Raw genomic sequence first — 25,911 nt, forward strand, 5'->3', positions numbered from 1 at the left:
ACTCTCCTATTGTATTGACACAATTTGAAATGATGCGATACAAAAATTGATACATTCGGAATATACCCCGGTCTAGGAGAGTATTGTGTCGGATACAAAATGGACGGAGGGCGTGCAGCTCGCGGGCCGGGCCAAGTACAAGGCGCTCGCCGACCACCTCATGGCCGAAATGGACAGGGGCACCTTGCCCGTCGGCCATCAGCTTCCCCCGGTACGGCAACTTGCCTGGGCGCTCGGCGTGACCCCGGGCACGGTCGCCCGCGCCTATTCGCAGCTGACCGATGCCGGCCGGCTCGAGGCCGTCGTCGGGCGCGGCACCTTTGTCGCCCCGAAATTGCGCAACGTCGCCGACGATGTCTGGACCCGAACGCTCCCGCAGGAGCCGGGCAAGATCAACCTCTACAGCCCGCGCCTGCCGGATATGGGCCAGGTCGCCGCGATCCGGCACGGGTTGCGTGCCGTGGCCGAGGGGCCGGAGGAGGATCTCGTCGAATATCCCAACCGCGAAGGGTTCCGGCCCGCCCGGGAGGCGGTGATCGACTGGCTCTCTGACGTCTCGCTCGGCGCGATCGGGCACAAGGATGTCGTGCTGAGCCACGGCGGGCAGAGCGCCATCTCGCTGGTGCTGCAGTCAGCCCTGCGGGGCGCGCAGCCGGTGATTCTCGTCGAGGAGCTGTCCTATGCAGGTTTCCGGCGTGCCGCCGAGATGCTGCGGATCGAGGTCGTGGGCGTGCCTTCGGATGAACGGGGGCTGATTCCGGAAGAACTCGAACGTATCGCGCGGCGGTCCGGGGCCCAGATGCTCTGCACCTCGGCAGAGGTCCACAACCCGACCGGCCTGCATACGCCGCTGGAACGGCGGGAGGAGATCGTGGCCGCCTGCCAGCGCGCCGGTGGCGTGCAGATCCTCGAGGATGATTGCTACCGCATCGGGCCCGCGCGCGCACCGAGCTACCGCGCGCTCTGGCCCGAGGGCGCCTGGTACGTCTCCTCCATTTCCAAGACGCTCACGCCGGCGCTGCGCATCGGCTTTGCGGTCGCCGCGGAAGGGCGCTATGCCGACCTGCGCCGGGCCGCGGAATACGGGTTCTTCGGGCTCGCCCGGCCACTGGCCGAGATGGCGCGGCTCATCCTCGGCAACCCGGAGACCCGGCGCATCGCCGGGACGGTGCGTGACCGGGTGGGCGATTACGTCCGTGCCGCAGTGAACGCACTCGGCAGCCACGAGATCGCCTGGCGCGAGGACGTTCCCTTTCTCTGGCTGACCCTGCCGCGCGGCTGGCGGGCCGCCGAATTCGTGCTCGCCGCGGAGCGCCAAGGGATCCAGATCAGGTCCGCCGAGGAATTCACCCTCCGCGAGGACCGCGCGCCCCATTGCATCCGCATCGCGGTCAACGGGCAGGTGCCGCTGGAACGCTTCGAGACCGCCATGACCACCCTGCGCGAGCTGCTGGACAATCCGCCAGAGGCGATCTCGGCCTGACGTCGGCTCCCCGCAGCGGTGCTTTTCCCGGCGCCGGGGCGCCGCGACGCAGCATTCGTTTGACACACGCCTTCCCGGGCGTCAGAAACCTCCCTCAAAGGGTCTATGGGAGGTTCTCCATGAAGAAGATTTACGGCAGCGCGGCGGAAGCGCTGGACGGGCTGCTGCACGACGGCATGCTGATTGCCGCCGGCGGCTTCGGCCTCTGCGGCATTCCGGAACTGCTGCTCAACGCGATCAAGGACAGCGGCGTGAAGGACCTGACCTTCGCCTCCAACAACGCCGGAGTAGACGATTTCGGCATCGGAATCCTGCTGCAGACCAAGCAGGTGAAGAAGATGATGTCGTCCTACGTGGGCGAGAACGCCGAGTTCATGCGCCAGTACCTCTCGGGCGAGCTGGAGCTCGAGTTCAACCCGCAGGGCACGCTGGCCGAGCGGATGCGCGCCGGCGGCTGCGGCATCCCGGGCTTCTACACCAAGACCGGCGTCGGTACCGTGGTGGCCGAGGGCAAGGAGCACAAGGAGTTCAACGGCGAGACCTACATCCTCGAAGAGGGGATCTTCGCCGACCTGTCGATCGTCAAGGCCTGGAAGGCCGACCCGACCGGCAACCTTGTTTTCCGCAAGACCGCCCGCAACTTCAACCCGCCGGCGGCGATGTGCGGCAAGGTCTGCGTCGTGGAAGTCGAGGAGATCGTCCCCACCGGCTCGCTTGACCCCGACACGATCCACCTGCCCGGCATCTACGTCCACCGCCTGATCCAGGGCGAGCACGAAAAGCGCATCGAACAGCGCACGACCCGCAAGAAGGAGGACGCATAATGCCCTGGGACCGCAACCAGATGGCCGCACGTGCGGCGCAGGAGCTGGAAGACGGCATGTATGTGAACCTCGGCATCGGGATCCCGACGCTGGTGGCCAACTACATTCCCGACGGCGTCGAGGTGACGCTGCAATCCGAGAACGGCATGCTCGGCATGGGCCCCTTCCCCTTCGAGGGCGAAGAGGATCCGGACCTGATCAACGCCGGCAAACAGACGATCACAGAACTGCCGCAGACCGCCTATTTCGACAGCGCGACCAGCTTCGGCATGATCCGCGGCGGCAAGATCGCCATGGCGATCCTCGGCGCGATGGAAGTGGCAGAGAACGGTGACCTCGCCAACTGGATGATCCCCGGCAAGCTCGTGAAGGGCATGGGCGGCGCGATGGACCTGGTGGCCGGCGTCGGACGCGTGGTCGTGGTGATGGACCACACCAACAAGAAGGGTGAGTCCAAGGTCCTGAAGTCCTGCACCCTGCCGCTCACCGGCACCGGGGTGGTCGACCGGATCATCACCAACCTCGGCGTGCTGGACGTTACCCACAAGGGCCTGCACATCCAGGAACTCGCCCCCGGCGTGACCCGCGAGGAGCTGATCGCGTCCACCGAGGCGACGATTGTCTGAACCTTTGGGGGCGCGGCGAAAGCCGCCCCCTTCCCTCCCGCCGGCATGGGCCCATGGCCATTCGGCAATGATCGCCGGCTCTCCCTGCGTCACCCGCTCAAACTGGAAACAGTTTCACAATGACGCCCAAATTGGTTGCTAGGCCGGCGCCAATGAAACCCTTGACCCAAGCCCCTCCCCTGGTTGAAGCCCCCCGGCTGCGCTCCCGGCGCCTGCGGGACCTGTCGCTGATCCTGGGCCTCCTGATCCTGTTCCTTGCCGGCATCGGCGGCCTCGCCGCGGCGACCGGCTGGGAGGAAACGCTGCACCAGCTGAGCCGCCTGACGGCGCTGCAGGTTGCGGTGTTGCTGGGGCTTTCGTTGGCGAACTACCTGTGCCGCGGCACCCGGTGGCACCTGTTTGCCCGGACCCTCGGGCTGCCCACCCATTTCCTCCAGGACCTGCGCCATTTCATCGGCGGCTTCGCGATGACCGTCACACCCGGCCGGGTGGGCGAGCTGATCCGGATGCGTTGGCTCCGGCGCGAGACCGGCTGGAGCGTCGATCGCACGGCGCCGCTGGTTCTGGTCGACCGCGCCTCCGACCTCGCCGCCATGGCGATCCTGCTCGGACTGGCCATCGCGCTCTCCGCCGCCGGCATCAGCGGCGCGATCCCGGTGGCCCTGCTGGCGCTCGGCACGGCCTATGTCGCAACGCATCCGCGCCTGCTGGCCTGGTGCGTGACGCAGGCCTACCGCGTCATCGGCCGCTGGCCGCGCCTGTTCGGACGCTTTCGCCAGACCGCGCGTTCGCTGCGCGCCTTCTCTCAGCCCGGCGTCCTGTCGACCGCGCTTGCGCTCGGCGCCTGCGGCTGGCTCGCCGAGGGCTTCGCGCTGCATCTGCTGCTGATCTGGATGGGAGCCGATATCGGCTTCTGGAGCGCCGTCGGCATCTTCCTGTTCTCCACCCTCGCGGGCGGCCTGACCGGCGCTCCCGGAGGCGTCGGCGGCGCCGAGGCCGCGATGATCGCCCTTCTGAAACTGCAAGGCGTTCCGCTTGAGGTTTCCGTGCCCGCCACGGCAGTGATCCGGCTGACCACGCTGTGGTTCGCCATCCTGCTCGGGCTGGCCGTCTTCCCCTTTGCGGAACGTTGTTCGAAAAAGGCCGCGCATGACCTGGAAAACCGTTGAATACGCCGGCTGGGGCCGGTTCTACCGAGCAAAGGGCGAACTGGCGCGCCCGGAGCGCGCCAGCACGCTGGACCAGCTCGTCCGCGAAACCCCTTGCCCCGCGATCGGCCGCCGCCGCTCCTATGCGGACGGCTGCCTGAACACCGACGGACGCGCGATAGACACGGCGCGGCTCGACAGGATCCTTTCGCTCGATGAGGAGGAAGGCATCCTCGAGGTCGAGGCCGGCTGCCAGCTGGGCGAGATCGTCCGGCTGATCGGGCCGAAGGGCTGGTTGCCCATGGTCCTGCCGGGCACGGGGTTTGCCACCGTGGGCGGCGCGATCGGCATGGATGTGCATGGCAAGAACCATCACCACGCCGGCAGCTTCGGCCAGCATGTGGAGGCGATGACCCTGCACCTGCCAGAAGGCCGTCGGAAGGTCACGCCTGCGGACAAGCTCTTCGGCGCCACGGTCGGCGGGATGGGACAGACCGGACCGATCGGCACGGCGCGCCTCAGGATGCAGCGCACCAAGGGGCCGGTGATGATGGTCACCGAGCGCCGCGTGCCGAACCTCGATACGTATCTCGAGCTCTTCGACAATTCCGAGGCGACCTATACCGTCGGCTGGATCGACGCCACCGCGACCGGCGCCTCGCTGGGCCGGGGCATCCTGGAAGAAGGCGAGACCGGCGCCGGCCTGGTGCCACCGGCAAAGCGCGGCCGGCGCATTCCGATAGACGCCCCGCATTTTGCCCTCTCCGGACCGATCGTGCGCGGCTTCAACGCTACCTATTTCCGCCGCATCCCCGAACGCGGCCGGACCGTGGTGAAACCGCTGGAGGACTTCTTCTTCCCGCTCGACAAGATCCACGAGTGGAACCGGCTCTATGGCAAGCGGGGCTTCCACCAGTTCCAGTGCGTCGTGCCGCTCTCGGCTCGCGAAGTGCTGCGCGACATGCTGAAGGCAGTTGGCGAGTCCGGCCTCGCCTCGCCGCTCGCGGTGCTCAAGCGCATGGGTCCGGGGCGTGGCGGGATGATGTCCTTCCCCACCGACGGCTACACGCTCGCCATCGATTTCCCCGCCCGTGACGAGGCTCCCGCGATGATCCGCCGGCTGATCGCCATGGCAGTCGAGGCCGGCGGCCGGGTCTACCTGGCCAAGGACGCCTTTGCGCAGCCCGAGCAGGTGGACGCCATGTACCCGGAGCGGGAGACCTGGGCCGGGATCTGCAACAACCTCGATCCGGACGGCGCCTATGCGACCGACCTTGTCCGCCGGCTGAACCTGAGGAACCTGTGATGACCGCACCCAACCGGACCGGCGACGCCGGCGAATGCTGGCTGATCCTCGGCGCGACCTCGTCGATGGCGCGCGCGCTCTCCCGCAAGCTCGCCGAGCGTGGCGCCAGCCTGCTGCTGGCAGGTCGCGACATGACCGATCTCGAGGCGAGCGCCGCCGACTGCCGCCTGCGCGGCGCCGCGATGGCCGAGGCCGTGCGCTTCGACGCCCGCGACCCAGACACTTTCGAACCGATCCTCGAGCGCATGGCGGCGACGAGCGGCTCGCTGAACGCCGCGGTTTTCGTGGGCTCCATGCCGCCCCAGGCCGAGATCGACGCCGACCCCTCGATGATCGAAGGCGTCGTCTCCGACAGTTTCACCGGTCCCGCCCGTCTTCTTCAGGCGCTTGCACCCATGCTGGAGGAGCGCGGCAGCGGTACCATCGTCGGGGTGGGCTCCGTGGCCGGAGACCGCGGACGTGTGGGCAACTATGTCTACGGTGCCGCGAAGGCGGGTTTCCACACTTATATGTCGGGGCTGCGCAATCGGCTCACGCGCTCCGGCGCCCACGCGATCACGGTCAAGCCCGGCTTTGTCGACACGGCAATGACCTGGGGCCTCGACGGCATGTTTCTGGTCGCGCCGCCCGAGGCCGTGGCGGATGCCATCCTGAAGGCGGAACGCAAGCGGCAGAACGTGATCTACACCCCCTTCTTCTGGCGCTACATCATGATGATCATTCGCGCGGTGCCCGAGCCGATCTTCAAGAAACTGTCGATCTGACGGGCGGCAGGGTCAGTTCGCGGCGCTGGCCAGCGCCTGCGAGCCCCTGCGGAACACACATCCGTCCGAGACGAGTTGCGGCGGCGACAGGCAGAGCCCCTTGGCGACGCTCCACGCCGCCACGACCTTTGGCACGTAGTCACGTGTCTCGGCATATGGCGGGATACCCTGGTGCTTGCGCACCGCGTTCTCGCCGGCGTTGTAGCCGGCGAGCGCCATCAGCGGGTCGCGCTCGAAATGATCGAGGAGCCAGTCGAGATAGGCGACGCCCCCCTCGATGTTCTGGACCGGGTCGGTGCGGTCGGAGACGCCGAATCGTTCGGCTGTCGCCGGCATGAGCTGCATCAGCCCCGAGGCGCCGGCCGAGCTGACAGCCGCCGTGCGTCCAGCGCTCTCGACCGAGATCACCGCAAGGGCAAGGGCCGGCGAGACACGCGTCCCCACTGTGGCCTTGAGGATCTCGGCGCCGTGGGTATCGGCGATCTTCTGCAACGTGGCGAGCCGCGGCGCCGTAACGGACTTGCCGCCCGGCCCGTTGCGCAGCGCCGCGATGGCCGTCTCCATCCGCCCGGAGGTGCTGTCCGACAGGCTTGGGGAGATCAGGTCCCAGTACCAGGCATAATGCGAGTCGACCGGTTTGCGCGGGCCGGCATCGGCCGGAACATCGCTCGCCTCGCCAGCCTCGCGCGGCGTATCGGGCCACGGCTCCAGCGGCGCGGCCGGGATGGCGGGGTTCAACGCGAGGATGCGTTCCTGCTCCTTCGGGTCGATCTGCACCAGGATGCGCTTGGCCCCGGAGCTCGGGGCGCCGACCTTCACACGCTTGAACGTGAAATCCTTGGTGGACTGCTCCTGCGCACAGAGCACGGCCGGCGCGCACAGCAACGCCGAGGCAACGGCAATGGCTCCCGCCCAAGGACGGGCGCGCCTTTGAAGTCTCATTTGCTTGACCTGCTCGATCGTGTTTTTTGAAATTGTTGCAGAATTCCTCTCGTCGGACCAGCAATCCGGCCCGCTGCGGACAGTTTTTCTTGCGAAAGGGTTCTGACGCCACAGGTCGTCCCTGGATCCCGAGGCGGCTGTTTCGGCCCCCAATCCCCGTTAACCGACCTTTCCACCGCCTCAAGACATCGTACGAAAATGGAACGACCTGCGCCCAAGTCTCGCCGCAATCGAAGCGCCTATTCGGGGCATGCCGAACGGTAGACGGTTGCAGAAGATCTGCGCCGGCAACAGCCGAAGAGGCGGGATCGCAACGAGCATTCACCCTACCTGGGAGCAAAGACCATGAAACTCTTCAACCTGATCAAGACCTTCCGCAACGACGAAGACGGCGCCGTGACCGTCGACTGGGTCGTGCTGACCGCCGCCATCGTGGGCCTCGGCATCGCCGTTCTCGCAGCCGTTTCCGGCGGCGTGTCCGACCTGTCGAACGACATCTCGAGCCAGCTGGCCGTGTCGCAGATCAAGACGACGTTCTGATCTCTCTGCGCACAGTTTGACCGGCCAAAGGTCGCGTTCCGAAAGGAGCGCGACTTTTTTCTTTGCCCAAGGCACATCTCCGAAGCCCGCAGATTTCCTTTCAGATGTACCGAATTCGTACGATGCGCGCCAGAATTCCGCCCCGATCCGGGGGTTATCTCTCTCTCAAGCCAAGTCGGACATCGCTTCAGAAAGTGACCACACCGAAGCAACCGAGGCGGTGACCGCGTAGCAAAAACCACTCACCTGGAGATCCAAAATGAAACTGTTCAACCTGATCAAAACCTTCCGCAACGACGAAGACGGCGCCGTGACCGTCGACTGGGTCGTGCTGACCGCTGCCATCGTGGGCCTCGGCATCGCCGTCCTGGCTGCTGTCTCCGGCGGCGTGTCCGACCTGTCGAACGACATCTCGAGCCAGCTGGCCGTGTCGCAGATCAAGACGACCTTCTGATCCACCTTTTCAGAATATCCTTGGCAATGGGCCGCGTTTTCAAAAAACGCGGCCCATTCCATTTTAAAGAGAATTGTTCACATTCGAGAAACGCATTCAATGAATTTCCCTTGCATCGCTGCAAATTCGTTCTTTGAGTGCCCAAATCTCGCCTGTTTCCGAGTTCTTAATGCTTTCATGCCGAGACGGGGATCGGGCCAATGAGAGGCCGGCCCGAAGCGATCCGACCTGGCCGGACAAACTGAGTGTAAAAATCTTCTGGAGTAAAGCTATGAAACTGTTCAACCTGATCAAGACCTTCCGCAACGACGAAGACGGCGCCGTGACCGTTGACTGGGTCGTGCTGACCGCTGCCATCGTGGGCCTCGGCATCGCCACCCTCGCTGCTGTCTCCGGCGGCGTCTCCGATCTGTCGAACGACATCTCCAGCCAGCTGGCCGTGTCGCAGATCAAGACGACCTTCTGATCCGAACGACGTCCATTCGGAACGAAAGCCGCGTCCACCAAGTGGGCGCGGCTTCTCGTTTCGCACAAGGGATCATCGCGAAAAATACCGTTTCGCGTCGATGTTCACGAGTTCGGCGACCTGGTGGCCGTTTACCACTTTTTCGCCACATTCCTGCTAGAGACACGCGGGAACCATCCAGGATGCCGTGCGTGTGGGTTGACCGGCGTCGGGATGGAGCGGGAGTAGTACGATGATACGATTGATTCAAAGGTTCCTGAAAACGGAAGACGGCGCCGTCACCCTGGACTGGATTGTCCTGACGGCCGGCGCGATCGCCCTCGCCCTCGGTGCCACCAGCATGATCCTCGATGGCACGCAGACACAGACCGGCACGCTGGCGACGACGATCTCGGAGCGACCTGTCGGAAACTGAGCTTCCGAAACGGCCGCAACGCAGCAAGCGCCTCGGGGGATGCTCCGACCGTCGAAAAGGGAATGGGTTTCACGCGGGCTCCATGCAGGAGCCTTCCTTATGCCGCATTTCGAGTCGAACATCGAAACAGAAGCGGCGCAGGGAAGCTTTGTCGACCTGTGAGAAAGAATGACGGAAAGGGAATGACATGCGGATTGTCTTTGCGCTCGTCCTGATAATTGGAATCGGACTTGCCGGATTCGCGGTTTACATGGCCCAGGGCTTCATGTCGCGCATGAGCGCGGAACGTGACGAGCTACTGGCGGCACAGTTGGCCGCGCCTCCGATGGTGGACGTTGTCGTCGTCACGACGGACAAGGCCTACGGACAAAGCCTGACCAAGGATGATGTGAAGTGGATGCGCTGGCAGAAGGACAGCCTTCCCGTCGGTGCCTTCGTGCGCGACCCGGCGGAAGTGCCGGACGCCGACGTGGCGGACGGGGCACAGCTCTTCCCCGAGGGTCAGCCCGAGCGCTACGTGATCACAGCGATGCAGCAGTTCGAGCCGTTGCTGGCCTCCAAGGTGACAGAACCGGGAGAGGACGCGGGGATCACCTCGCGGCTCGGAAAGGGGATGCGCGCCTATGCGATTCGGGTCGACGTCGCCTCCGGCGTGTCCGGCTTCCTCCGACCGGGTGACAGGGTGGACGTTTACTGGACGGGCGCATCGGTTGCCGGCTCGGAGACCCTGGGCGACATCACCAAGCTGATCCAGACCAACATCAAGCTGATCGCGGTCGACCAGATCGCCGACAAGGCACGCCTCGCCCCGGTGATCGCGCGAACGGTGACGATCGAAGCGACGCCACAACAGGTTGCCGCCCTGGCGCAGGCTCAGTCCACGGGGCGCCTGTCCCTGTCGCTGGTCGGCGCGGAGGATGACACCGTGGCACAGGTCAGCGAGGTCGATCAACGGACCCTTCTCGGCGTGGTCGAGCAGGCGCCCGAGATCATCCAGCAGGAACGCATCTGCACCACCAAGATCCGCAGGGGCGCAGAAGTGATCGAGCAGGAGATTCCCTGCATCAACTGATGCGCCGGGACTTGCCCTGCATTTTCAAAGATATAGCCTCATGAGAGCCCGCGGCAGTCCCCGACTGTTGCGGGTTCACTACATCAGGAAGCACCGCCAAATCCCTGATTCTTGCAATAAAAAGCAATTGCAGGCAGTGTAGAACAAGATGCGGGCGAAAAGACCCGTCCATATATCGTGATCGAGAGGCAGGGTCACCATGACAATCAAGACGCTTGTGCAAGCGGGTCTACTCGGCCTTGCAATTGCGAGTACAGCATACGTTCCCCAGGCTTCCGCCGAAACGCTCCGGGTCTCCGGTGGCACAGTTCAGAGGGCTTTGAAGGTCCCGATGAACCGGGCCGTCGTCGTCGAAAGCGACGTCGCCTTCGCGGAACTCTCCATCGCCAACCCCGGCATCGCCGACATTTCCACGCTGTCCGAGCGGTCGATCTACGTGCTCGGCAAGGCGCCGGGCCGGACCACTCTGACGCTGCTGGCGCCGGATGGATCGCTGATCACCAACGTCGAGGTCCAGGTGACCGCCGACGTGGGCGAACTCAAGGAGCGTCTCCGGGAGGTGCTCCCGGGCGAGGCGATCGAAGTCCGCCCCGCCAATGACGGCATTGTGCTCTCCGGCACCGTTTCCAGCGCGATGGCGCTGGATCGGGCGCTGGACCTGGCCAACCGCTACGCGCCGGAACGCGTGTCCAACCTGATGATGGTCGGCGGCACGCAGCAGGTCATGATGAAGGTCCGCTTCGCGGAGATGAGCCGCTCGGTGCGCAAATCTCTCGGCTTCTCCGCCGGGGTGCAGGGCACCGGTGACAACGGCAGCATCGGCTTCCAGGGCGGGACCGGCGGCTACATCGGCTCGAGCGTCAGCAACGGCCCGACCCTCGACACCGATTCCCAGGGCGCCTTCCAGATCGGCTTCGGCTACGGCGACGTCGAATTCGCCATGCTCATCGAAGCTCTTGAGTCCAAGGGCTTCGTGCGGACCCTCGCCGAACCGAACCTGACCTCGCTGTCGGGCCAGGCCGCGAGCTTCCTCGCCGGTGGTGAGTACCCGGTCCCGGTTCGCGACGACGACGGCAACGTCTCGGTGACCTTCAAGCCCTTCGGCATCGTGCTCAACATGACCCCGCGGGTCATCGGCGAGAACATCAACCTGAACCTCAAGGCGGAAGTCAGCCAGCTCGACACCTCGATCGGCATCACCGACGCCGGCTTCTCGATCTCGGGTTTCTCGACCCGCAGCACCGAAAGCACCGTGGAGATGCGCGACGGCGAGAGCTTTGCCATCGCCGGCCTGCTTCAGGACGACTTCACCGACCTGAGCTCCCAGGTGCCCTGGCTCGGCGACGTGCCGGTGCTCGGCGCGCTGTTCCGCAGCGCCGATTACCAGCGCGAGCAATCGGAACTGGTGATCATCGTTTCGGCTCATCTCGTGACACCGACGCGCGGTGATGCGCTGGCACTGCCGACAGATCGGGTCCGCCCGCCGAGCGAGAACCAGCTGTTCATGCGCGGGATCACCGCGGTGACCGATCGCCCGATTTCCGGCGGTGCGGGCGAGGTTGCCCGGCAGGACTTCACCGGCTCCTACGGCTATGTGATGGAGTGAGAGACATGAAAACCACCCTCACCTTCCTGACGCTCGGAACCGTGATGGCCCTTTCCGGATGTGCCTATTTCAACGAGGAGGCCGGCGCCTTTCTCGACCAGGGCGAGTTCGGCAACGCGACGATGAACAACCAGCTTGCGCAGACCTGCCGCAAGCTGACCCCGGCCAACGTCACGAAGTACGGGACGCCGCTGGCATCGAACTGCCCCGGCCGCCTGCAGGACGGCAAGTACGCGATGTTTGCCTACGAAGAAACTATCATCAGCGCCACCGAGCAATCCTCCGCGACCGTGGAAGGCACCGAGGAGATCGGCTCGGAATAAAAGCCCCCTGCCACTCTATCAATCGACAGACGGCGTCGCCTTGCACAGGCGGCGCCGTTTGCCTTTCAGGCGTGGCGCGTCCGGCATTTCCCGGCCAACAGATCCGGCCCCGCGACAGGCGGCACACCGGGAAAGGCTCAGCCCGCGCGGAACATATGCGCCGAAGGCGACTAGTTCTCATGACGAAACAGAACGTCGTTCTTGAAACGACAGGCCCGGCATTCCGCACAAATTCGATAATGTGGCCCAATTTTCGCCGGGTTTTCCGAACAAACAGGACAACAGGAGTAGTGCGGGCACCAGGCACGCACGAGCGACGTGATCGACAGACGGTCTCGCGGGGCTATTCCGCTCATGCGGCGGACCGGTCGGACATGTCTTCTGAAGAAGGGCGACGAGAGAATGAGTAGTAGTGTGGCATTGCAACCCGAGCCTGCACCGGTCACCGCTTGCACGGTCAGCCGCGACGTTCAGGCATTCGACCTTCTGATCGAGGATATGGAGACCGAGCTCGGCGAGAGCTGGGGGGATCTTTCCTTCGAAGACGCGATTGCCTTTCTCGAGCAACCGGACTCCAACGCATTGGAATTCTTCGCGATTGCCATGGATGCGCAAGACGAAGGGGAGCTGATCCTGATCGGCGAACTGATCGCGCTGTCCAAGGAGCGCGGGGTCAAGGTGATCCTGATCGCCGAGGACGTCAGCCCGACTGTCCTGCACCAGCTTCTGAAGACCGGTGCCAACGATTTCCTGCCCTACCCGCTTCCGGAAGGCGCCCTGCACGAGGCGATCGAACGCCTCCGCGCACCGGAGCCGGCCGCGCCGATTCTTCCCGAGACCGGGCAAGTTCCGCCCGTCCACGGGTCGCGCGGCAAGCATGACGGTGCGATTCTCGCGGTGCACGGCCTGGCCGGCGGCGTCGGCGCGACCACCTTTGCTGTGAACCTCGCCTGGGAACTCGCCATCAAGGACAAGAAGGACGGGCCGCGGGTCTGCCTGCTGGATCTCGACTTCCAGACCGGCTCCACCTCGACCTATCTCGACCTGCCGCGGCGGGAGGTCGTCTACGAATTGCTGTCGGACACCTCGTCGATGGACAACGACAGCTTCCTGCAGGCGCTTCAGACGTTCAACGACAAGCTCCATGTCCTGACGGCGCCCGCAGACATGCTGCCGCTCGACATCGTGGGTCCGGACGACATCACCACTCTGCTGAACACCGCGCGCGCCAATTTCGACGTGGTCGTGGTCGACATGCCCAAGACGCTGGTGGCCTGGACCGAGACGGTGCTCAGCAACGCCCATGTCTATTTCTCGGTGCTCGAGCTCGACATGCGCTCGGCCCAGAACGCCCTGCGATTCGTCCGGCTGCTCAAGAGCGAGGACCTGCCCTACGAGAAGCTGCGCTTCGCGCTCAACCGGGCGCCGCGCTTCACCGACCTCCAGGGCAAGGCCCGGGTCAAACGGATGGCGGAGAGCCTGGACATCGACATCGAACTGATGCTGCCCGACGGCCAGCGCCAGGTGACGCAGGCCTGCGACCACGGTCTGCCCCTGTCGGAAACCGCCGGCAAGAACCCGCTCCGCAAGGAGATCGCGAAGCTTGCAGCGTCGCTGCACGACCTGATCGCAACCGAAGTCGAAGACGGCTGATAACCAACCGGACCGAGTGAGAGGCTTTTCTGGATGTTTTCGAGATACAAGAAACCTGGCGGCTCCGGCAGCGGAACCCCGGCTCCTCGCGCCGAAATCGCATCTCATGCGCCGACGGAGCGCGTGACCCGGAAGGCTCCCAGCGCGCCCAAGCCGAAAGCCGCGGCGCAACCCGCGCCCGTCGACAAGGAAGCCAAGCGCAAGGAGCGGCTGGCGGAGATCAAGGTGGAGCTGCACAAGCTGCTGCTCGACAACCTGAACCTCTCGGCGCTCGAGACAGCCAGCGACCAGGATCTCAAGCAGGAGATCGCCTCGATCGCCGCCGAAGGGCTCGAGGAAATGTCGGTCGTACTGAACAAGGACGAGCGCGCGAAGCTGCACCAGGAGCTCTATGACGAGGTCAAGGGTCTCGGCCCGCTCGAGCCTCTGCTGCAGGACGACACCGTCAACGATATTCTCGTCAACGGCCCCAAGCAGATCTTCATCGAACGCGCCGGCAAGCTGGAACTCTCCACGATCACCTTCAAGGACGAGCGCCACCTGCTGCGGATCATCGACAAGATCGTTTCCGCCGTTGGTCGCCGAGTCGACGAATCGAACCCCTATGTCGACGCCCGTCTCGCCGACGGCTCGCGTTTCAACGCCATGGTCCCGCCGATCGCGGTGGACGGCTCGCTGGTCTCCATTCGTAAGTTCAAGAAGGACAAGCTCGGCGTCGACGACCTGGTGAAATTCGGCGCGTTCACCGAAGAGATGGCCGCCTACCTCCAGGCCGCCGTGGCCTGCCGGCTCAACGTCATCGTCTCCGGCGGTACCGGCTCCGGTAAGACGACCACACTCAACGCGCTGTCGAGCTTCATCGACAACTCGGAACGGATCCTGACCATCGAGGACACCGCGGAACTCCAGCTCCAGCAGACGCATGTCGGCCGGATGGAGAGCCGCCCGGCCAACGTGGAAGGCAAGGGCCGCGTCAGCCAGCGCGACTGTCTGAAGAACGCGCTGCGGATGCGTCCGGACCGGATCATCGTGGGTGAGACCCGCGGCGAGGAGGTCATCGACATGCTGCAGGCCATGAACACCGGCCACGACGGCTCGATGACCACGATTCACGCCAACTCGGCCCGCGACGCCGTCTCCCGTCTGGAGAACATGATCGCCATGGCCGGCATCGAGATGCCGCTGAAGGCCGTGCGCAGCCAGATCGCTTCGGCCGTCAACCTGATCGTCCAGGCTTCCCGCCTGCAGGACGGCTCGCGCCGCATGGTCTCGATCACCGAGATCACCGGCATGGAAGGCGAAGTGATCTCGATGCAGGAGGTCTTCCGCTACGAACGTCTGGGCGTCCAGCCCGACGGCAAGATCATCGGCCGTTTCAACGCGACCGGTGTCCGTTCCTACTATTCCGACCGGTTCAAGCAGTGGGGCTACGACCTGCCCGCCGCCATCTACGAACCGATCGCCGCGGAGTAAACGCACATGGAAATCTCTGCCGAACCGCTCATCTACGGACTGATCTTCGTCGCCGTCCTGGTGCTGGTCGAGGGCATCTACCTCACTGCCTTCGGCAAATCGATCAGCCTGAACAACAAGGTGAACCGCCGCCTGGAACTGCTCGAGAAGGGCGGCGGGCGCGAGGAGGTGCTGGAACAGCTCCGCAAGGAGATGACCCAGCACATGAACTCGGGTGGCATCCCGCTCTACTCGATCCTCGCCGACAAGGCGCAGAAGGCGAACATCGCCTTTTCGCCGGCACAGCTGGTGATGATCATGTTCGTCCTCTCCGGGGTCGCCTTCGCCGGCCTGACGGTGGCGACGGAAGCCGGCCTTGCGGTGCGGATCGTCGTGGCCCTCGCAATGGGTGTGGGCGGCGTCTACATGTGGGTCAACTCCAAGGCCAAGAAGCGCCTCGCCCTGATCGAGGAGCAGCTTCCCGACGCCGTGGAGCTGATGGTGCGCTCGCTGCGCGTCGGCCACCCGTTCTCCTCGGCCGTGAACATCGTGGCCCGCGAGGTGCCCGACCCGCTCGGTTCCGAATTCGGCGTGATCGCGGACGAGAGCGCCTATGGCCGGGACATCTCGGACAGCCTGAAATCGCTCGCCGAGCGGATGGACATGCAGGACCTTCGCTTCCTCGCCGTCGCCGTGACGATCCAGCAGCAATCGGGCGGCAACCTGGCCGAGATCCTCGACGGTCTCGCCAAGGTGATCCGCGCCCGCTTCAAGCTGTTCCGCCGCGTCAAGGCGATCACGGCGGAAGCCAAGTGGTCGGGGATGTTCCTGTCGGTCTTCCCGATCCTGGCCCTCGTCGGCATCAACGTGATCCAGCCGAACTACTACGACGACGTCAAGGAAACGGCAGCCTTCATCCCGGCCTGTCTCGTGGTCGGCACCTTCCTCGCCGTGAACGTGGTCTTCATGAAGATCATGGTCAACATCAAGGTCTGAGAGGCGAACATGGAATTCCTTCTTTCCGCCAACGACTGGCTGGTCGAGAACTTCGGCGAACTCGGACCGCTCTACGCGGTCGGCGTGCTCGGCATCCTGCTGATCGCCCTGACCCTGCCGGTGGTGATGAAGCGGCGGGCCGACCCGCTGGACAAGCTGAAGAAGCAATCCTCGGCCAGCACGCGCAAGGGCAAGACCGAGAAGGCGGCGCTGCGCTACGACAGCGGCCGCGCGGACAAGCTCAACAAGTTCGCCAACTTCCTCGAACCCCAGGACGAGGAGGAGATGTCGTCGGCCCGGCTCAAGATGCTCCAGGCCGGGTATCGCTCCAAGTCGGCGGTGCGGACATACCACTTCGCACAATTCGCGCTCGGGATCGGCTTCCTGATCATCGGCATTCTCTACGCGATCGTCACCTCCGCCACCGGTGAGGTCACGACCCAGGCCCTGATTCTCTCGATCATCATCCCGGGCGCCGTCGGCTACTACATCCCGAAATACTGGGTGAACCGCCGACTTCAGAAGCGCCAGGAAGACATCACCAACGGCTTCCCCGACTCGCTCGACATGATGCTCGTCTGCGTCGAGGCCGGTCAGTCGCTGGAGCAGTCGATCGTCCGCGTTTCCAAGGAACTGCGCGCCGGCTTTCCGGCCCTGGCGGACGAGTTCGAGATCGTCGCCCACGAGATGAAGGCCGGCAAGGAAAAGATCCAGGTCCTCAAGGATATGGCGGAGCGTGCCGGCGTGCCGGACGTGGCCTCCTTCGTGACCGTGCTGATCCAGTCGGCGAGCTTCGGTACCTCGATCGCCGAGGCCCTGCGGGTCTATGCCTCCGAGATGCGGGACAAGCGCGTGATGCGGGCCGAGGAAAAGGCCAACGTGCTTCCGACGAAGCTGACGCTGGGCACCATGATGTTCACCGTTCCGCCGCTGCTGATCATCCTGATCGGCCCGTCGATCTACAACATCTACACGACGCTCTCGTCGTCCAACTTCTGAGGACCTCTCCCGGGCCAGCGGCCCGGGAGTCTGATTTGCCACACCTCGGGCGGATCGTGCCGACGATCCCCCGCCGCCCCTTGGAGCGGCCTTGCGAACCGGCAAGACTGGCAGCCAAAGCCAGCCACCCGCCCCCGAGGCCACCCAATGTATCGTCTAGCCGCGCCGTTCCTCGCGATTGGCCTCGCTCTTGCGGGCTGCGCCCAGGATTCGCGCCTCTCTCCCCTCAACGAAGGCCCGCCTGCACCGCCCGGCGTTGAAACCGTCGAGGATGCGGTCGACGGGCTGATCGTCGGGCACCGGCTGATGGCTGCCGGCGAGTACGAGCTCGCTCTCCGGGAGTACCTCCGCGCCGGATCGGAGCAGGGGCTGAACGCGGACGTCCTCTCCGCCCTCGGCTCGGCCAACCTGCGCCTCGGCCGCCTCGGCCAGTCCGAGAAGCTGCTGCGCCGCGCCATCGAGGAGGACGAGGACTTCGCCGCCGCCTGGAACAACCTCGGCGTCGTGCTGGTGGAACAGGGCGAGATCGGCGAAGCGGCACAGGTGTTTCGCGTGGCCTTCGCGCTCGACAGTGGCGGAAGTGCCGAAATCCAGCAAAACTTGACCTCCGCGCTCGCCAAACTCGAAAATCCTGCTTACACTTCCGAAAACACAACAAACTTCGACCTGGTGCGACGGGGGAGCGGAACATACCGCCTTCTGAGCACACCCTGAGGCAGACCGAGCAGAAAAGGACGCGAAATGCGCCACTCCACCCTTGTCATGCTGTGCCTTGGCAGTGCCATGGCTCTCTCCGCCTGTCAGAAGGCAGGCGAAACCGATGTCGACCGCGCGATCCAGTCGGTGAACGCGATCGAGGACAACGACATGAGCGACGTCATGCTCACCGTCGCCGACCCGAACGAGGCCGTGAACTATTTCAAGCGGACATCGGCGGAGCATCCGGACCGGATCGACCTGCAGCGCAACCTCGCCAAGAGCCTGGTGCGCTCCAAGCAGAACACCGAAGCCGCCGCGGCCTGGGGCAAGGTGGTGGCGCATTCCGAGTCCACCAGCGAAGACAAGGTGGATTACGCCGATGCGCTGATCCGCGCCGGCAACTGGGAAAAGGCCGAGGCCATGCTCGACAGCGTCCCGCCGACCTACGAGACCTTCGACCGCTACAAGCTCGAGGCGATGATCGCCGACGGCAACAAGGAGTGGAAGAAGGCCGACAGTTTCTACGAGACCGCCGTTGGCCTGACCACGCGGCCCTCGAGCACGCTGAACAACTGGGGTTATTCCAAGCTGACCCGCGGCGAGTACCGCGAGGCGGAGCGGCTCTTCGGCGAGGCGATCCAGTACGATCCGAAGCTGTTTACCGCCAAGAACAATCTGGTTCTCGCCCGTGGCGCGCAGCGCAACTACCAGATGCCGATCGTCGACATGACCCAGGTGGAACGCGCCCAGCTGCTGCATACCCTGGCGCTGACCGCGATCAAGCAGGGTGACGTCACGATGGGGCGCTCGCTGTTGCAGGACGCGATCGACACCCATCCGCAGCACTTCGACGCCGCCGTTCACAGCCTGAACGCGCTCGACGCCGCGAACTAGGCGCTCCATGACCCTGGAGATCCCGGCCAGCGCGGCGCTCTGGTTCCTTCCATTCGCCATTCCCGTCGGCCTCTGGGCGGCGTGGAACGACATGGCCTTCATGAAAATCCCCAACAAGTCGGTGATGACCTTGGTGGGGATCTACGCCGTGATCGGGCCGCTGGCCTTGCCGTTCGATCTCTATCTCTGGCAATGGCTCCACCTCGTGGTGGTGCTGATCATCGGCTTCGTGATGAACATGGGCGGGTTGCTGGGGGCTGGCGACGCCAAGTTCGCCGCCGCCATGGCTCCCTTCGTTGCGCTCGGCGATGTCGGGACCCTTTGCTACCTCTTTGCCGCGGTCCTGCTGGCGTCCTTTGTCTGCCACAGGGCGGCGCGGAGGATCCCCGCCATCCGCGGCGCCGTGCCCGACTGGGAAAGCTGGCAGCGCAAGAAGGACTTCCCGATGGGGCTCGCGCTCGGCGCCCTGCTGATCCTCTACCTCGCGCTTGGCGCGGTCTACGGCGCCTGAAGCTCCAGCAGGATGTAGCCTTCGGTGCGGTGGCGCTCGACCATACCGTAGCCCGCCGCCTCCAGACCCTCGATGGTGCTCGTCCGGGAACGGCGGTCCAGCGGGCAGAGCGGCACCACGAGGTGGCTGGCGTGCTCGATCCCGGGCAGGCCGTCATAGCGCCAGGGCGCGCCGCCGGGCAGCCGGCGGAAATCCCCGAAAAGCCAGTAGCTGGTAAGCAGATCCGCGCCGTAGAGTGCCGCGCCGGCAAAGCCCGCCTGCTCGATATCGCGCGCCATCCCGTCGTAGATCGTGATCGTGCCACCTGACAATTCGCACTCCGGCAGCGTCTCTCCCAGCAGGATCGCGGGCGGGACGGTCTCCTCCGGCTCAGGCAGATCGAGGCCGATCACCGGCCGCTTCACGGTTCCGGTCGGCTGGGCGTTGCGGGACGTCAGGACGAAAATGTCATCCTGCTGCTCGCTGCGCGGGAACATCGGCTGGTAGAGCCCGGCATTCGCGAAGAAGTGCCGGAAGGGGCTGAAGCCGAGGTTCAAGGCCGACGGCAGGCCCAGCATGAACACGGCGCAGCCCGCCAGCGCCAGCGCCTGCCGCATGTCCCAGCCGAAGCCGTTGCGGATGCCGGGCTCCGGGCGCAGGGCGAAGAGCAGCACGCCCAGCAGGTACAGCCATTGCGGGTCGTTGCCGAAGTTCTGGTAGGTCACATAGAAGAATCCGGGCACCAGCAGGAGCAGCACCAGCCCCGCATCCTGACGCTTCGCCTGGCGCAGCAGGACGACCGAGGCCAGCGCCGCAAAGGACCCTCCGAGATAGGCGGGCGCGGCGATCACGCCGTTCAGTTCATGGCCCGGATGCGGACGGGTGTCCGACCCGGTCACCGTCAGCAGGTCGCTCAGATAGGCCCCCCAGAACGCCGGACCCGCCGCGAGCGTCACCACGGCGACCACGCCGAGCCCCGCTGCGATGGCGACGCCAAGTGCCGTCCAGTCACGCCGCAGCAGCAGCGCAACGACGATGGCCGGCAGGAAGGCCGCGACATAGGTCACCTTGATCAGCGCCAGCGCCGCGACGCTCAACCCCATCACCAGCCCGTCGGCAACGGATGACTGGCGGTTCACCGGCGGCAGGATCGCCGTGGCGATCGCCATGAAGGCCAGCGCCCAGGCCCATCGGTTGTAATGCATCGAGACCGAGAGCGACGGCTGCGGCTCGCCATGCACCAGCGCCAGCGACAGCCCGAGGCAGATTGCGCCAAAGACGAGCGCCCATCCGGTCTGCAGCCGCGAGGCGCCAACCCACCAGATCGGCAGAAGGAAAAGCCCCGCGACAAGCACCTGCGCGCCAAGCATTGCCATGCCGACGCCCCAGCCCAGACCGACCAGCGCGGCGATGGGTGCCGTGGCCAGAAGGCCGATCGGCGTCATGAAGTCGAGATGCGGCCATTCCCCGCCGGCCTGGCGCAGCACGATGTCGATCAGGTGCATCGTGTCGCCTTCGTGCTTGGCGATATAGAGCCCGCCCTTGACCAGGAGAACGACGCTCAGAACCGCCCAGGCGACAATAAGAAACCCCGCAAAAACGGCTGCACCCTGTCTCTGCATCACTGCTCTCTTTCCCTTTTTTGGCCACAATACCACGGCATGTTTCAGGCTGTCTGTGCAATGGCAGGCGTTAATGTCGAATTCCGGGCGAAAACGGCAAAAATGCATGAGGCAAATGGGCTGGTGAAGTCATGAATATGGATGTTGGAAACGTAATCGCTCCTCCCGCGCCCAGGCGCCTCGAGGAGATGAAGCTTCCTCTCGTGATGATGCGGGACATCATCCTCAAGACGATGTTCCGCAAGAACACGGAGCAGGTGAGCGACCTGGCGCGGGCCGTCTGCCTGCCGATTCCGGTGACGCAGGAACTCGTGGACCTGGCACGCGATCAGAACCTGATCGAGGCGACCGGCACGCTGCTGGCGAACTCCGGCAACGAGATGGGCTATCAGCTCACCGATGCGGGCAAGGCACGTGCGCTCGATGCGCTGGCGCAATCCGAGTATTACGGCGCGATGCCGGTGCCGCTCGAGGTCTACTCCGAACAGGTCAAGCGCCAGTCGATCCGCAACATCCAGATCACGCGGGAGCAGCTGACCGGCGCGATGGGCCACCTCGTGCTGCCCAGCAACCTGCTCGACCAGCTCGGCCCCGCGGTCTCCGCCGGCCGCTCGATCCTGATGTACGGCCCGCCGGGCAACGGTAAGTCGACCATCTCCAACGGCATCCGGGACGCGATGGGCGATAAGATCTACATTCCCCGCGCCATCGAATACGCAGGACAGGTGATCACCGTCTACGATCCGATCGTCCACAGCGCGGCCGAAGAGCAGCTCGACGATCCGAGTTCGCTGCGCCGGAGTTCCAACCGCTTCGACACGCGTTACGTGAAATGCGAGCGCCCTACCGTTGTGACGGGCGGTGAACTTTCGCTCTCCATGCTCGACCTCGTCTACAACCCGACCGCGCGCACCTACCAGGCGCCGCTGCAGCTCAAGTCCACCGGCGGCATCTTCATCGTCGACGACCTTGGCCGCCAGGCCGAGCCGCCGCAGGCGCTGGTCAACCGCTGGATCGTTCCGCTGGAGGAAAGCCGCGACATCCTCGCCCTGCAATCGGGCGAGAAGTTCGAGGTTCCCTTCGACACGCTGGTGATCTTCTCGACCAACTTCCACCCCAACGAGATCTTCGACAAGGCGGCCCTTCGCCGGATCTTCTTCAAGATCAAGATCGACGGACCGAACCAGGAAGACTTCCTCAAGATCTTCGCCATGGTCGCCAAGAAGCGGAAGATGCCGCTGGATCAGGACGCGCTGATCCACCTGCTGAAGAACAAGTATCCCACGATCGACAACATCTACGCGAACTACCAGCCGATCTTCCTGATCGACCAGATGATCGCCACCTGCGAGTTCGAAGGCATCCCGCGGCAGATGTCGCCGGAGCTGATCGACCGCGCCTGGGAGAACATGTTCGTGAAGCAGGAGCACATCGAACACTGACCCATTCCGCGGCATCCCCGGGATGCCGCGGATTCCCCCGCTGCGAAATGCCCGCATCTGGTGGCAGCGGCGGCACATGCCCCCTAGATTGGGCGCATGGAACACCCCCTGCCCCCGGTATTTCAGGAATGGTTCGACGCCCGCGGCTGGAGCATCCACCCGCATCAGCAGGCCATGCTGGAACGGGCCGCGGCGCCCGCCCTGCTGCTCGTCGCGCCGACCGGTGGTGGCAAGACGCTGGCCGGTTTCCTGCCGACCCTCGCCGAACTGTCCGACGGAGGCCACGAAGGGCTGCACACGCTCTACGTCTCGCCGCTCAAGGCGCTCGCAGCCGACATCAAGCGCAACCTCTCGACGCCGGTGTCGGAGATGGGCCTGCCGATCCGGATCGAGGATCGCACCGGCGACACCTCTGCCACCCGCAAGAAACGCCAGCGTGCCGACCCGCCGCACATCCTGCTGACCACGCCGGAATCCCTCGCGCTGCTGACCTCCTACGAGGACGCGCCAAGGATGTTCGCCGGTCTCTCCCGGGTGGTCCTCGACGAGATCCACGCGCTGGCGGAATCCAAGCGTGGCGACCAGCTGATGCTGTCGCTGGCGCGGCTGTCACAAATCGCGCCGGGCCTGCGCCGTGTCGGGCTTTCGGCCACGGTCGATGACCCGCAGGCGATTGGCCGCCTCATGGCGCGCCACCCCGATCCCGTGGAAATCCTCCATGCCGACCCCGGCCCCGCCCCCGACATCGCGATGCTGCACACCGAGGCGCCGCCGCCCTGGGCCGGTGGCGGCGCGCGCTATGCGATTCAGGCCGTGCTCGAAGAGGTGCGCCGCCATCGCACCACGCTGATCTTTCACAACACCCGGGCGCAGGCCGAGATCTTCTTTCACCACCTGTGGCTGGCCAACGAGGAGGGGCTGCCGATCGGAATCCACCACGGCTCGCTTTCCCGCGAACAGCGCGAGCGGGTGGAGGCGGCGATGGTCGCGGGAGAGCTTCGCGCCATCGTCTGCACCGGCTCGCTCGACCTCGGGATCGACTGGGGCGACGTGGACCTGGTGATCCAGGTGGGCGCCCCCAAGAACGTCAAGCGGCTGGTCCAGCGGATCGGCCGCGCCAACCACCGCTACAATGCCCCTTCCAAGGCGATGCTGGTGCCCGCGAACCGGTTCGAGATCGTCGAATGCCAGGCCGCGCTCGATGCCGTGCGCGAGCATGACCTCGACGGCGCCCCTCGCGGCCGCGGCCCGCGCGACGTGCTCTGCCAGCACATCCTGATCGCCGCCTGCGCCGGTCCCTTCTCCGCGGATGCGCTGTACGACGAGATGACGACCGCCGGCGCCTATGCCGACCTGTCGCGCAGCGAGTTCGATGCCTGCCTGGAATTCTGCGCCACCGGTGGCTACGCCCTGCGCGCCTACGACCGCTGGCAGCGCCTGCAACACCGCCCGGACGGCCTGTGGCAGCTCCGTGACCCACGCAGCACCCAGCGGATCCGCATGAATATCGGCACGATCCAGGACACGGACACGCTCAAGGTCCGGCTGCGCGGCCGCGGCGGCCGGCCACTGGGCGAGGTCGAGGAGGCTTTCGCGGCATCGCTCACCCCCGGCGACACCTTTCTGATCGGCGGCCGGATCGTGCGCTACGAGGGGCTGAGGGAGATGACCGTCGAGGTCTCTCAAAACGCCGCGCAGAAGCCCAAGGTGGCGGTCTTCGGCGGCACCAAGTTCGCGAGCTCGATGCGCCTGATGGACCGGATCCTCGCCATGTTCCGCCAGGGCGACTGGCCCGACCTGCCCGAACATACCCGCGAATGGCTTCACCTTCAGCGCGACGTCTCCCGCCTGCCGGAGCGCGACCGTCTGCTGGTGGAGAGTTTCCCGCATGACGGCAAGGCGCACAGCTGCATCTACGGCTTCGCCGGGCGCAACGCACAACAGACCCTCGGCCTGCTTCTGACCCGCCGGATGGAGGATCAGGGCCTGCAACCGCTGGGCTTCGTCGCCACCGACTACGCCACGCTGATCTGGGGGCTGGAGCCGCTGCAGGACCCGGCGCCGCTTTTCGCCCGCGACACCCTCCTCGACGGGCTGGAAACCTGGCTGGCGGGCAACGCGGTCATGAAACGCACCTTCCGCGCCAGCGCCACCATCGCCGGCCTGATCGAACGCAACACGCCTTCAGCCCGCAAGTCCGGGCGGCAGGCGACCTTCTCCTCGGACATCCTCTACGACACCTTGCTGAAATACGATCCGGACCACCTGCTGATGCAGATCACGCGGGAAGAGGCGATGCGCGGACTGGTCGATTTCGGCCGGATCGAGGAAATGATCGACCGGGTCGGCGACCGGATCGACCACGTGCGGCTGGACCGGATCACCCCGCTCGCCGCGCCACTGCTGCTCGAAGTGGGCAAGGTCCCCGTCGCAGGCGCGGGCCAGGAGCGGCTCGTCGCCGAGGAGGCCGCGCGCCTGATGAAGGAGGCCGGACTGGAGATCTGAGGCCGCCGCCAAGACCGCGGTCCTTGCTGATCTTGCGAGGACAGAATTGGGTATTTTTGCCAAGAAGATTCCGGGATCGCCCCAATTCTTCTTGGCGCAAATACCCCGATCCCGACGGCAGATCCGGGCGCGCCGCCGGGTCAGAGCATCGACGGCACGACCAGATCCGGCGGGCGGTGGCCGTCGTCGAAGGTCTTGATGTTGATGATCACCTTCTCGCCCATCTCGATCCGTCCCTCGACCGTGGCCGAGCCCATCTGGGGCAGCAGCACCACGTTCTCGAGGTCTCGCAGGCGCGGGTTGATGTCCGTTCCGTGCTCGTAGACGTCGAGCCCCGCCCCGGCGATCTCGCCCGCCCGCAGCATCCGGGTCAGCGCGTTCTCGTCCACCACCTCGCCGCGGGAAGTGTTCACCAGCACAGCGGAGGGCTTCATCAGCTTCAGACGGCGGGCATTCATCAGGTGAAAGGTGGAGGGTGTGTGCGGGCAATTGATGGAAATCACGTCCATCCGACTGACCATCTGGTCCAGGCTTTCCCAGTAGGTCGCGTGCAGCTCCTCCTCGACCTGCGGACGCAGACGCCGACGGTTGTGGTAATGCACCTGCATTCCGAAGGCATTGGCGCGGCGGGCGACCGCCTGGCCGATCCGGCCCATGCCGAGAATACCGAGCCTGCGGCCTCCGACCCGCCCACCGAGGAAGGCGGTCGGCGCCCAGCCTTCCCAGCGGCCGGCCTGCATCACCGCGAGCCCCTCCGGGATGCGCCGCGTGACGCCGAGGATCAGCGCCATCGCCATGTCGGCGGTGTCCTCGGTGGTCACGCCGGGCGTGTTGCTCACGAGAATCCCGCGCTGACGGGCGGTCGAGACGTCGATGTTGTCGACCCCGGCGCCGTAGTTCGCGATCAGCTTCACACGTTCGCCCGCATGCGCCAGCATCGCCGCGTCGATCTGGTCGGTGATCGTCGGCACGAGCACGTCGGCCTGGGTCATCGCCTCGATCAGCTCGTCGCGGGACATCGGCGTGTCATCGGTACGCAACTCGGTATCGAACAGCTCGGCCAGGCGGGCCTCGACCACGTCCGGCAACCGTCGCGTGACGACAACACTCAGGCGTTCCTTCGGCATACTGACCCTCCTCACATCTTTCCAGCAATCCACCTCGCTGGCACATTGGCGAGCAAAACGGCG

25 protein-coding genes are annotated in these 25,911 nt (G+C 65.2%); 22 read left to right on the plus strand and 3 right to left on the minus strand.

Annotation, left to right across the window (positions count from 1 at the left end; translation table 11 throughout):
- The first annotated feature begins 85 nt into the window (after positions 1-85).
- From CHB86_RS17400 to CHB86_RS17425, 6 genes are all read left to right on the plus strand, one after another.
- Entirely contained in the window at positions 86-1,483 is a 1,398-nt protein-coding gene (locus CHB86_RS17400; protein WP_281251222.1) for an aminotransferase-like domain-containing protein, read from the plus strand.
- Between the two features lie 119 nt (positions 1,484-1,602).
- A complete protein-coding gene (locus CHB86_RS17405; RefSeq protein WP_089234357.1) occupies positions 1,603-2,307 on the plus strand; it encodes a CoA transferase subunit A in 705 nt (234 codons plus the stop codon).
- Positions 2,307-2,933: a CoA transferase subunit B gene (locus CHB86_RS17410; RefSeq protein WP_089234358.1), complete on the plus strand. Its 627-nt coding sequence runs from the start codon at positions 2,307-2,309 to the stop codon at positions 2,931-2,933. The genes CHB86_RS17405 and CHB86_RS17410 overlap by 1 nt, the downstream gene beginning before the upstream one ends.
- 152 nt (positions 2,934-3,085) lie before the next feature.
- Positions 3,086-4,102, plus strand: coding sequence for a lysylphosphatidylglycerol synthase transmembrane domain-containing protein (locus CHB86_RS17415; protein WP_089234359.1), 1,017 nt, complete (start codon positions 3,086-3,088; stop codon positions 4,100-4,102).
- Complete coding sequence (locus tag CHB86_RS17420) at positions 4,083-5,387, plus strand: FAD-binding oxidoreductase (protein ID WP_089234360.1); 1,305 nt, start codon at positions 4,083-4,085, stop codon at positions 5,385-5,387. Before CHB86_RS17415 ends, CHB86_RS17420 begins: the two co-directional genes overlap by 20 nt.
- The gene (locus tag CHB86_RS17425) at positions 5,387-6,151 is read left to right on the plus strand and encodes an SDR family NAD(P)-dependent oxidoreductase (protein WP_089234361.1); all 765 of its coding nucleotides are present in this window, start codon (positions 5,387-5,389) and stop codon (positions 6,149-6,151) included. The genes CHB86_RS17420 and CHB86_RS17425 overlap by 1 nt, the downstream gene beginning before the upstream one ends.
- A gap of 12 nt (positions 6,152-6,163) precedes the next feature.
- Here CHB86_RS17425 and CHB86_RS17430 read toward each other — a convergent pair whose 3' ends face one another.
- A complete protein-coding gene (locus tag CHB86_RS17430) occupies positions 6,164-7,093 on the minus strand; it encodes a lytic transglycosylase domain-containing protein (RefSeq protein WP_089234362.1) in 930 nt (309 codons plus the stop codon).
- 345 nt (positions 7,094-7,438) lie between these two features.
- Between CHB86_RS17430 and CHB86_RS17435 the strand changes: the two genes are divergently transcribed.
- The 14 genes from CHB86_RS17435 to CHB86_RS17500 all read left to right on the plus strand — a co-directional run bounded on the left by CHB86_RS17435 (position 7,439) and on the right by CHB86_RS17500 (position 19,173).
- On the plus strand, positions 7,439-7,633 hold the full coding sequence (locus CHB86_RS17435) for a Flp family type IVb pilin (protein WP_089234363.1): 195 nt from the start codon (positions 7,439-7,441) through the stop codon (positions 7,631-7,633).
- 259 nt (positions 7,634-7,892) lie between these two features.
- Positions 7,893-8,087 carry a Flp family type IVb pilin gene (locus CHB86_RS17440; RefSeq protein WP_089234363.1) on the plus strand — a complete coding sequence of 65 codons (195 nt, stop codon included), beginning with the start codon at positions 7,893-7,895 and terminating at the stop codon, positions 8,085-8,087.
- Between the two features lie 271 nt (positions 8,088-8,358).
- The gene (locus CHB86_RS17445) at positions 8,359-8,553 is read left to right on the plus strand and encodes a Flp family type IVb pilin (protein WP_089234364.1); all 195 of its coding nucleotides are present in this window, start codon (positions 8,359-8,361) and stop codon (positions 8,551-8,553) included.
- Positions 8,554-8,785: 232 nt separating this feature from the next.
- Positions 8,786-8,968 carry a hypothetical protein gene (locus tag CHB86_RS17450; protein ID WP_089234365.1) on the plus strand — a complete coding sequence of 61 codons (183 nt, stop codon included), beginning with the start codon at positions 8,786-8,788 and terminating at the stop codon, positions 8,966-8,968.
- 187 nt (positions 8,969-9,155) lie between these two features.
- A complete protein-coding gene (gene cpaB, locus CHB86_RS17455; protein ID WP_089234366.1) occupies positions 9,156-10,040 on the plus strand; it encodes a Flp pilus assembly protein CpaB in 885 nt (294 codons plus the stop codon).
- A gap of 199 nt (positions 10,041-10,239) precedes the next feature.
- Positions 10,240-11,646: a type II and III secretion system protein family protein gene (locus CHB86_RS17460; protein ID WP_089234367.1), complete on the plus strand. Its 1,407-nt coding sequence runs from the start codon at positions 10,240-10,242 to the stop codon at positions 11,644-11,646.
- A gap of 5 nt (positions 11,647-11,651) precedes the next feature.
- Positions 11,652-11,969, plus strand: coding sequence for a hypothetical protein (locus CHB86_RS17465; RefSeq protein ID WP_089234368.1), 318 nt, complete (start codon positions 11,652-11,654; stop codon positions 11,967-11,969).
- A 402-nt stretch (positions 11,970-12,371) separates the two neighbouring features.
- Positions 12,372-13,622, plus strand: a complete 1,251-nt coding sequence (locus tag CHB86_RS17470; protein WP_089234369.1) for a CpaE/TadZ family protein — start codon at positions 12,372-12,374, stop codon at positions 13,620-13,622.
- A gap of 33 nt (positions 13,623-13,655) precedes the next feature.
- On the plus strand, positions 13,656-15,095 hold the full coding sequence (locus tag CHB86_RS17475; RefSeq protein ID WP_089234370.1) for a TadA family conjugal transfer-associated ATPase: 1,440 nt from the start codon (positions 13,656-13,658) through the stop codon (positions 15,093-15,095).
- A gap of 6 nt (positions 15,096-15,101) precedes the next feature.
- Positions 15,102-16,070, plus strand: coding sequence for a type II secretion system F family protein (locus CHB86_RS17480; protein ID WP_089234371.1), 969 nt, complete (start codon positions 15,102-15,104; stop codon positions 16,068-16,070).
- Between the two features lie 9 nt (positions 16,071-16,079).
- Positions 16,080-17,069, plus strand: coding sequence for a type II secretion system F family protein (locus CHB86_RS17485; protein ID WP_089234372.1), 990 nt, complete (start codon positions 16,080-16,082; stop codon positions 17,067-17,069).
- A 147-nt stretch (positions 17,070-17,216) separates the two neighbouring features.
- Entirely contained in the window at positions 17,217-17,783 is a 567-nt protein-coding gene (locus CHB86_RS17490; protein ID WP_089234373.1) for a tetratricopeptide repeat protein, read from the plus strand.
- A gap of 27 nt (positions 17,784-17,810) precedes the next feature.
- The gene (locus CHB86_RS17495) at positions 17,811-18,662 is read left to right on the plus strand and encodes a tetratricopeptide repeat protein (RefSeq protein ID WP_089234374.1); all 852 of its coding nucleotides are present in this window, start codon (positions 17,811-17,813) and stop codon (positions 18,660-18,662) included.
- A gap of 7 nt (positions 18,663-18,669) precedes the next feature.
- Entirely contained in the window at positions 18,670-19,173 is a 504-nt protein-coding gene (locus tag CHB86_RS17500; RefSeq protein ID WP_089234375.1) for a prepilin peptidase, read from the plus strand.
- Here CHB86_RS17500 and CHB86_RS17505 read toward each other — a convergent pair.
- Entirely contained in the window at positions 19,161-20,774 is a 1,614-nt protein-coding gene (locus tag CHB86_RS17505; protein WP_089234376.1) for a glycosyltransferase family 87 protein, read from the minus strand. The genes CHB86_RS17500 and CHB86_RS17505 overlap by 13 nt on opposite strands.
- Positions 20,775-20,905: 131 nt before the next feature.
- Between CHB86_RS17505 and CHB86_RS17510 the strand changes: the two genes are divergently transcribed.
- Both CHB86_RS17510 and CHB86_RS17515 read left to right on the plus strand, forming a co-directional pair.
- On the plus strand, positions 20,906-22,216 hold the full coding sequence (locus tag CHB86_RS17510; RefSeq protein ID WP_089234377.1) for an ATPase: 1,311 nt from the start codon (positions 20,906-20,908) through the stop codon (positions 22,214-22,216).
- Positions 22,217-22,312: 96 nt separating this feature from the next.
- Positions 22,313-24,721, plus strand: a complete 2,409-nt coding sequence (locus tag CHB86_RS17515) for a ligase-associated DNA damage response DEXH box helicase (protein WP_089234378.1) — start codon at positions 22,313-22,315, stop codon at positions 24,719-24,721.
- Between the two features lie 140 nt (positions 24,722-24,861).
- On the opposite strand, the gene CHB86_RS17520 is transcribed toward CHB86_RS17515, so the two are convergent.
- On the minus strand, positions 24,862-25,848 hold the full coding sequence (locus CHB86_RS17520) for a 2-hydroxyacid dehydrogenase (RefSeq protein WP_089234379.1): 987 nt from the start codon (positions 25,846-25,848) through the stop codon (positions 24,862-24,864).
- Positions 25,849-25,911: the final 63 nt, after the last annotated feature.

The sequence above is a fragment of the Tropicimonas sediminicola genome (genome assembly GCF_900188335.1).
Taxonomy (GTDB): domain Bacteria; phylum Pseudomonadota; class Alphaproteobacteria; order Rhodobacterales; family Rhodobacteraceae; genus Tropicimonas; species Tropicimonas sediminicola.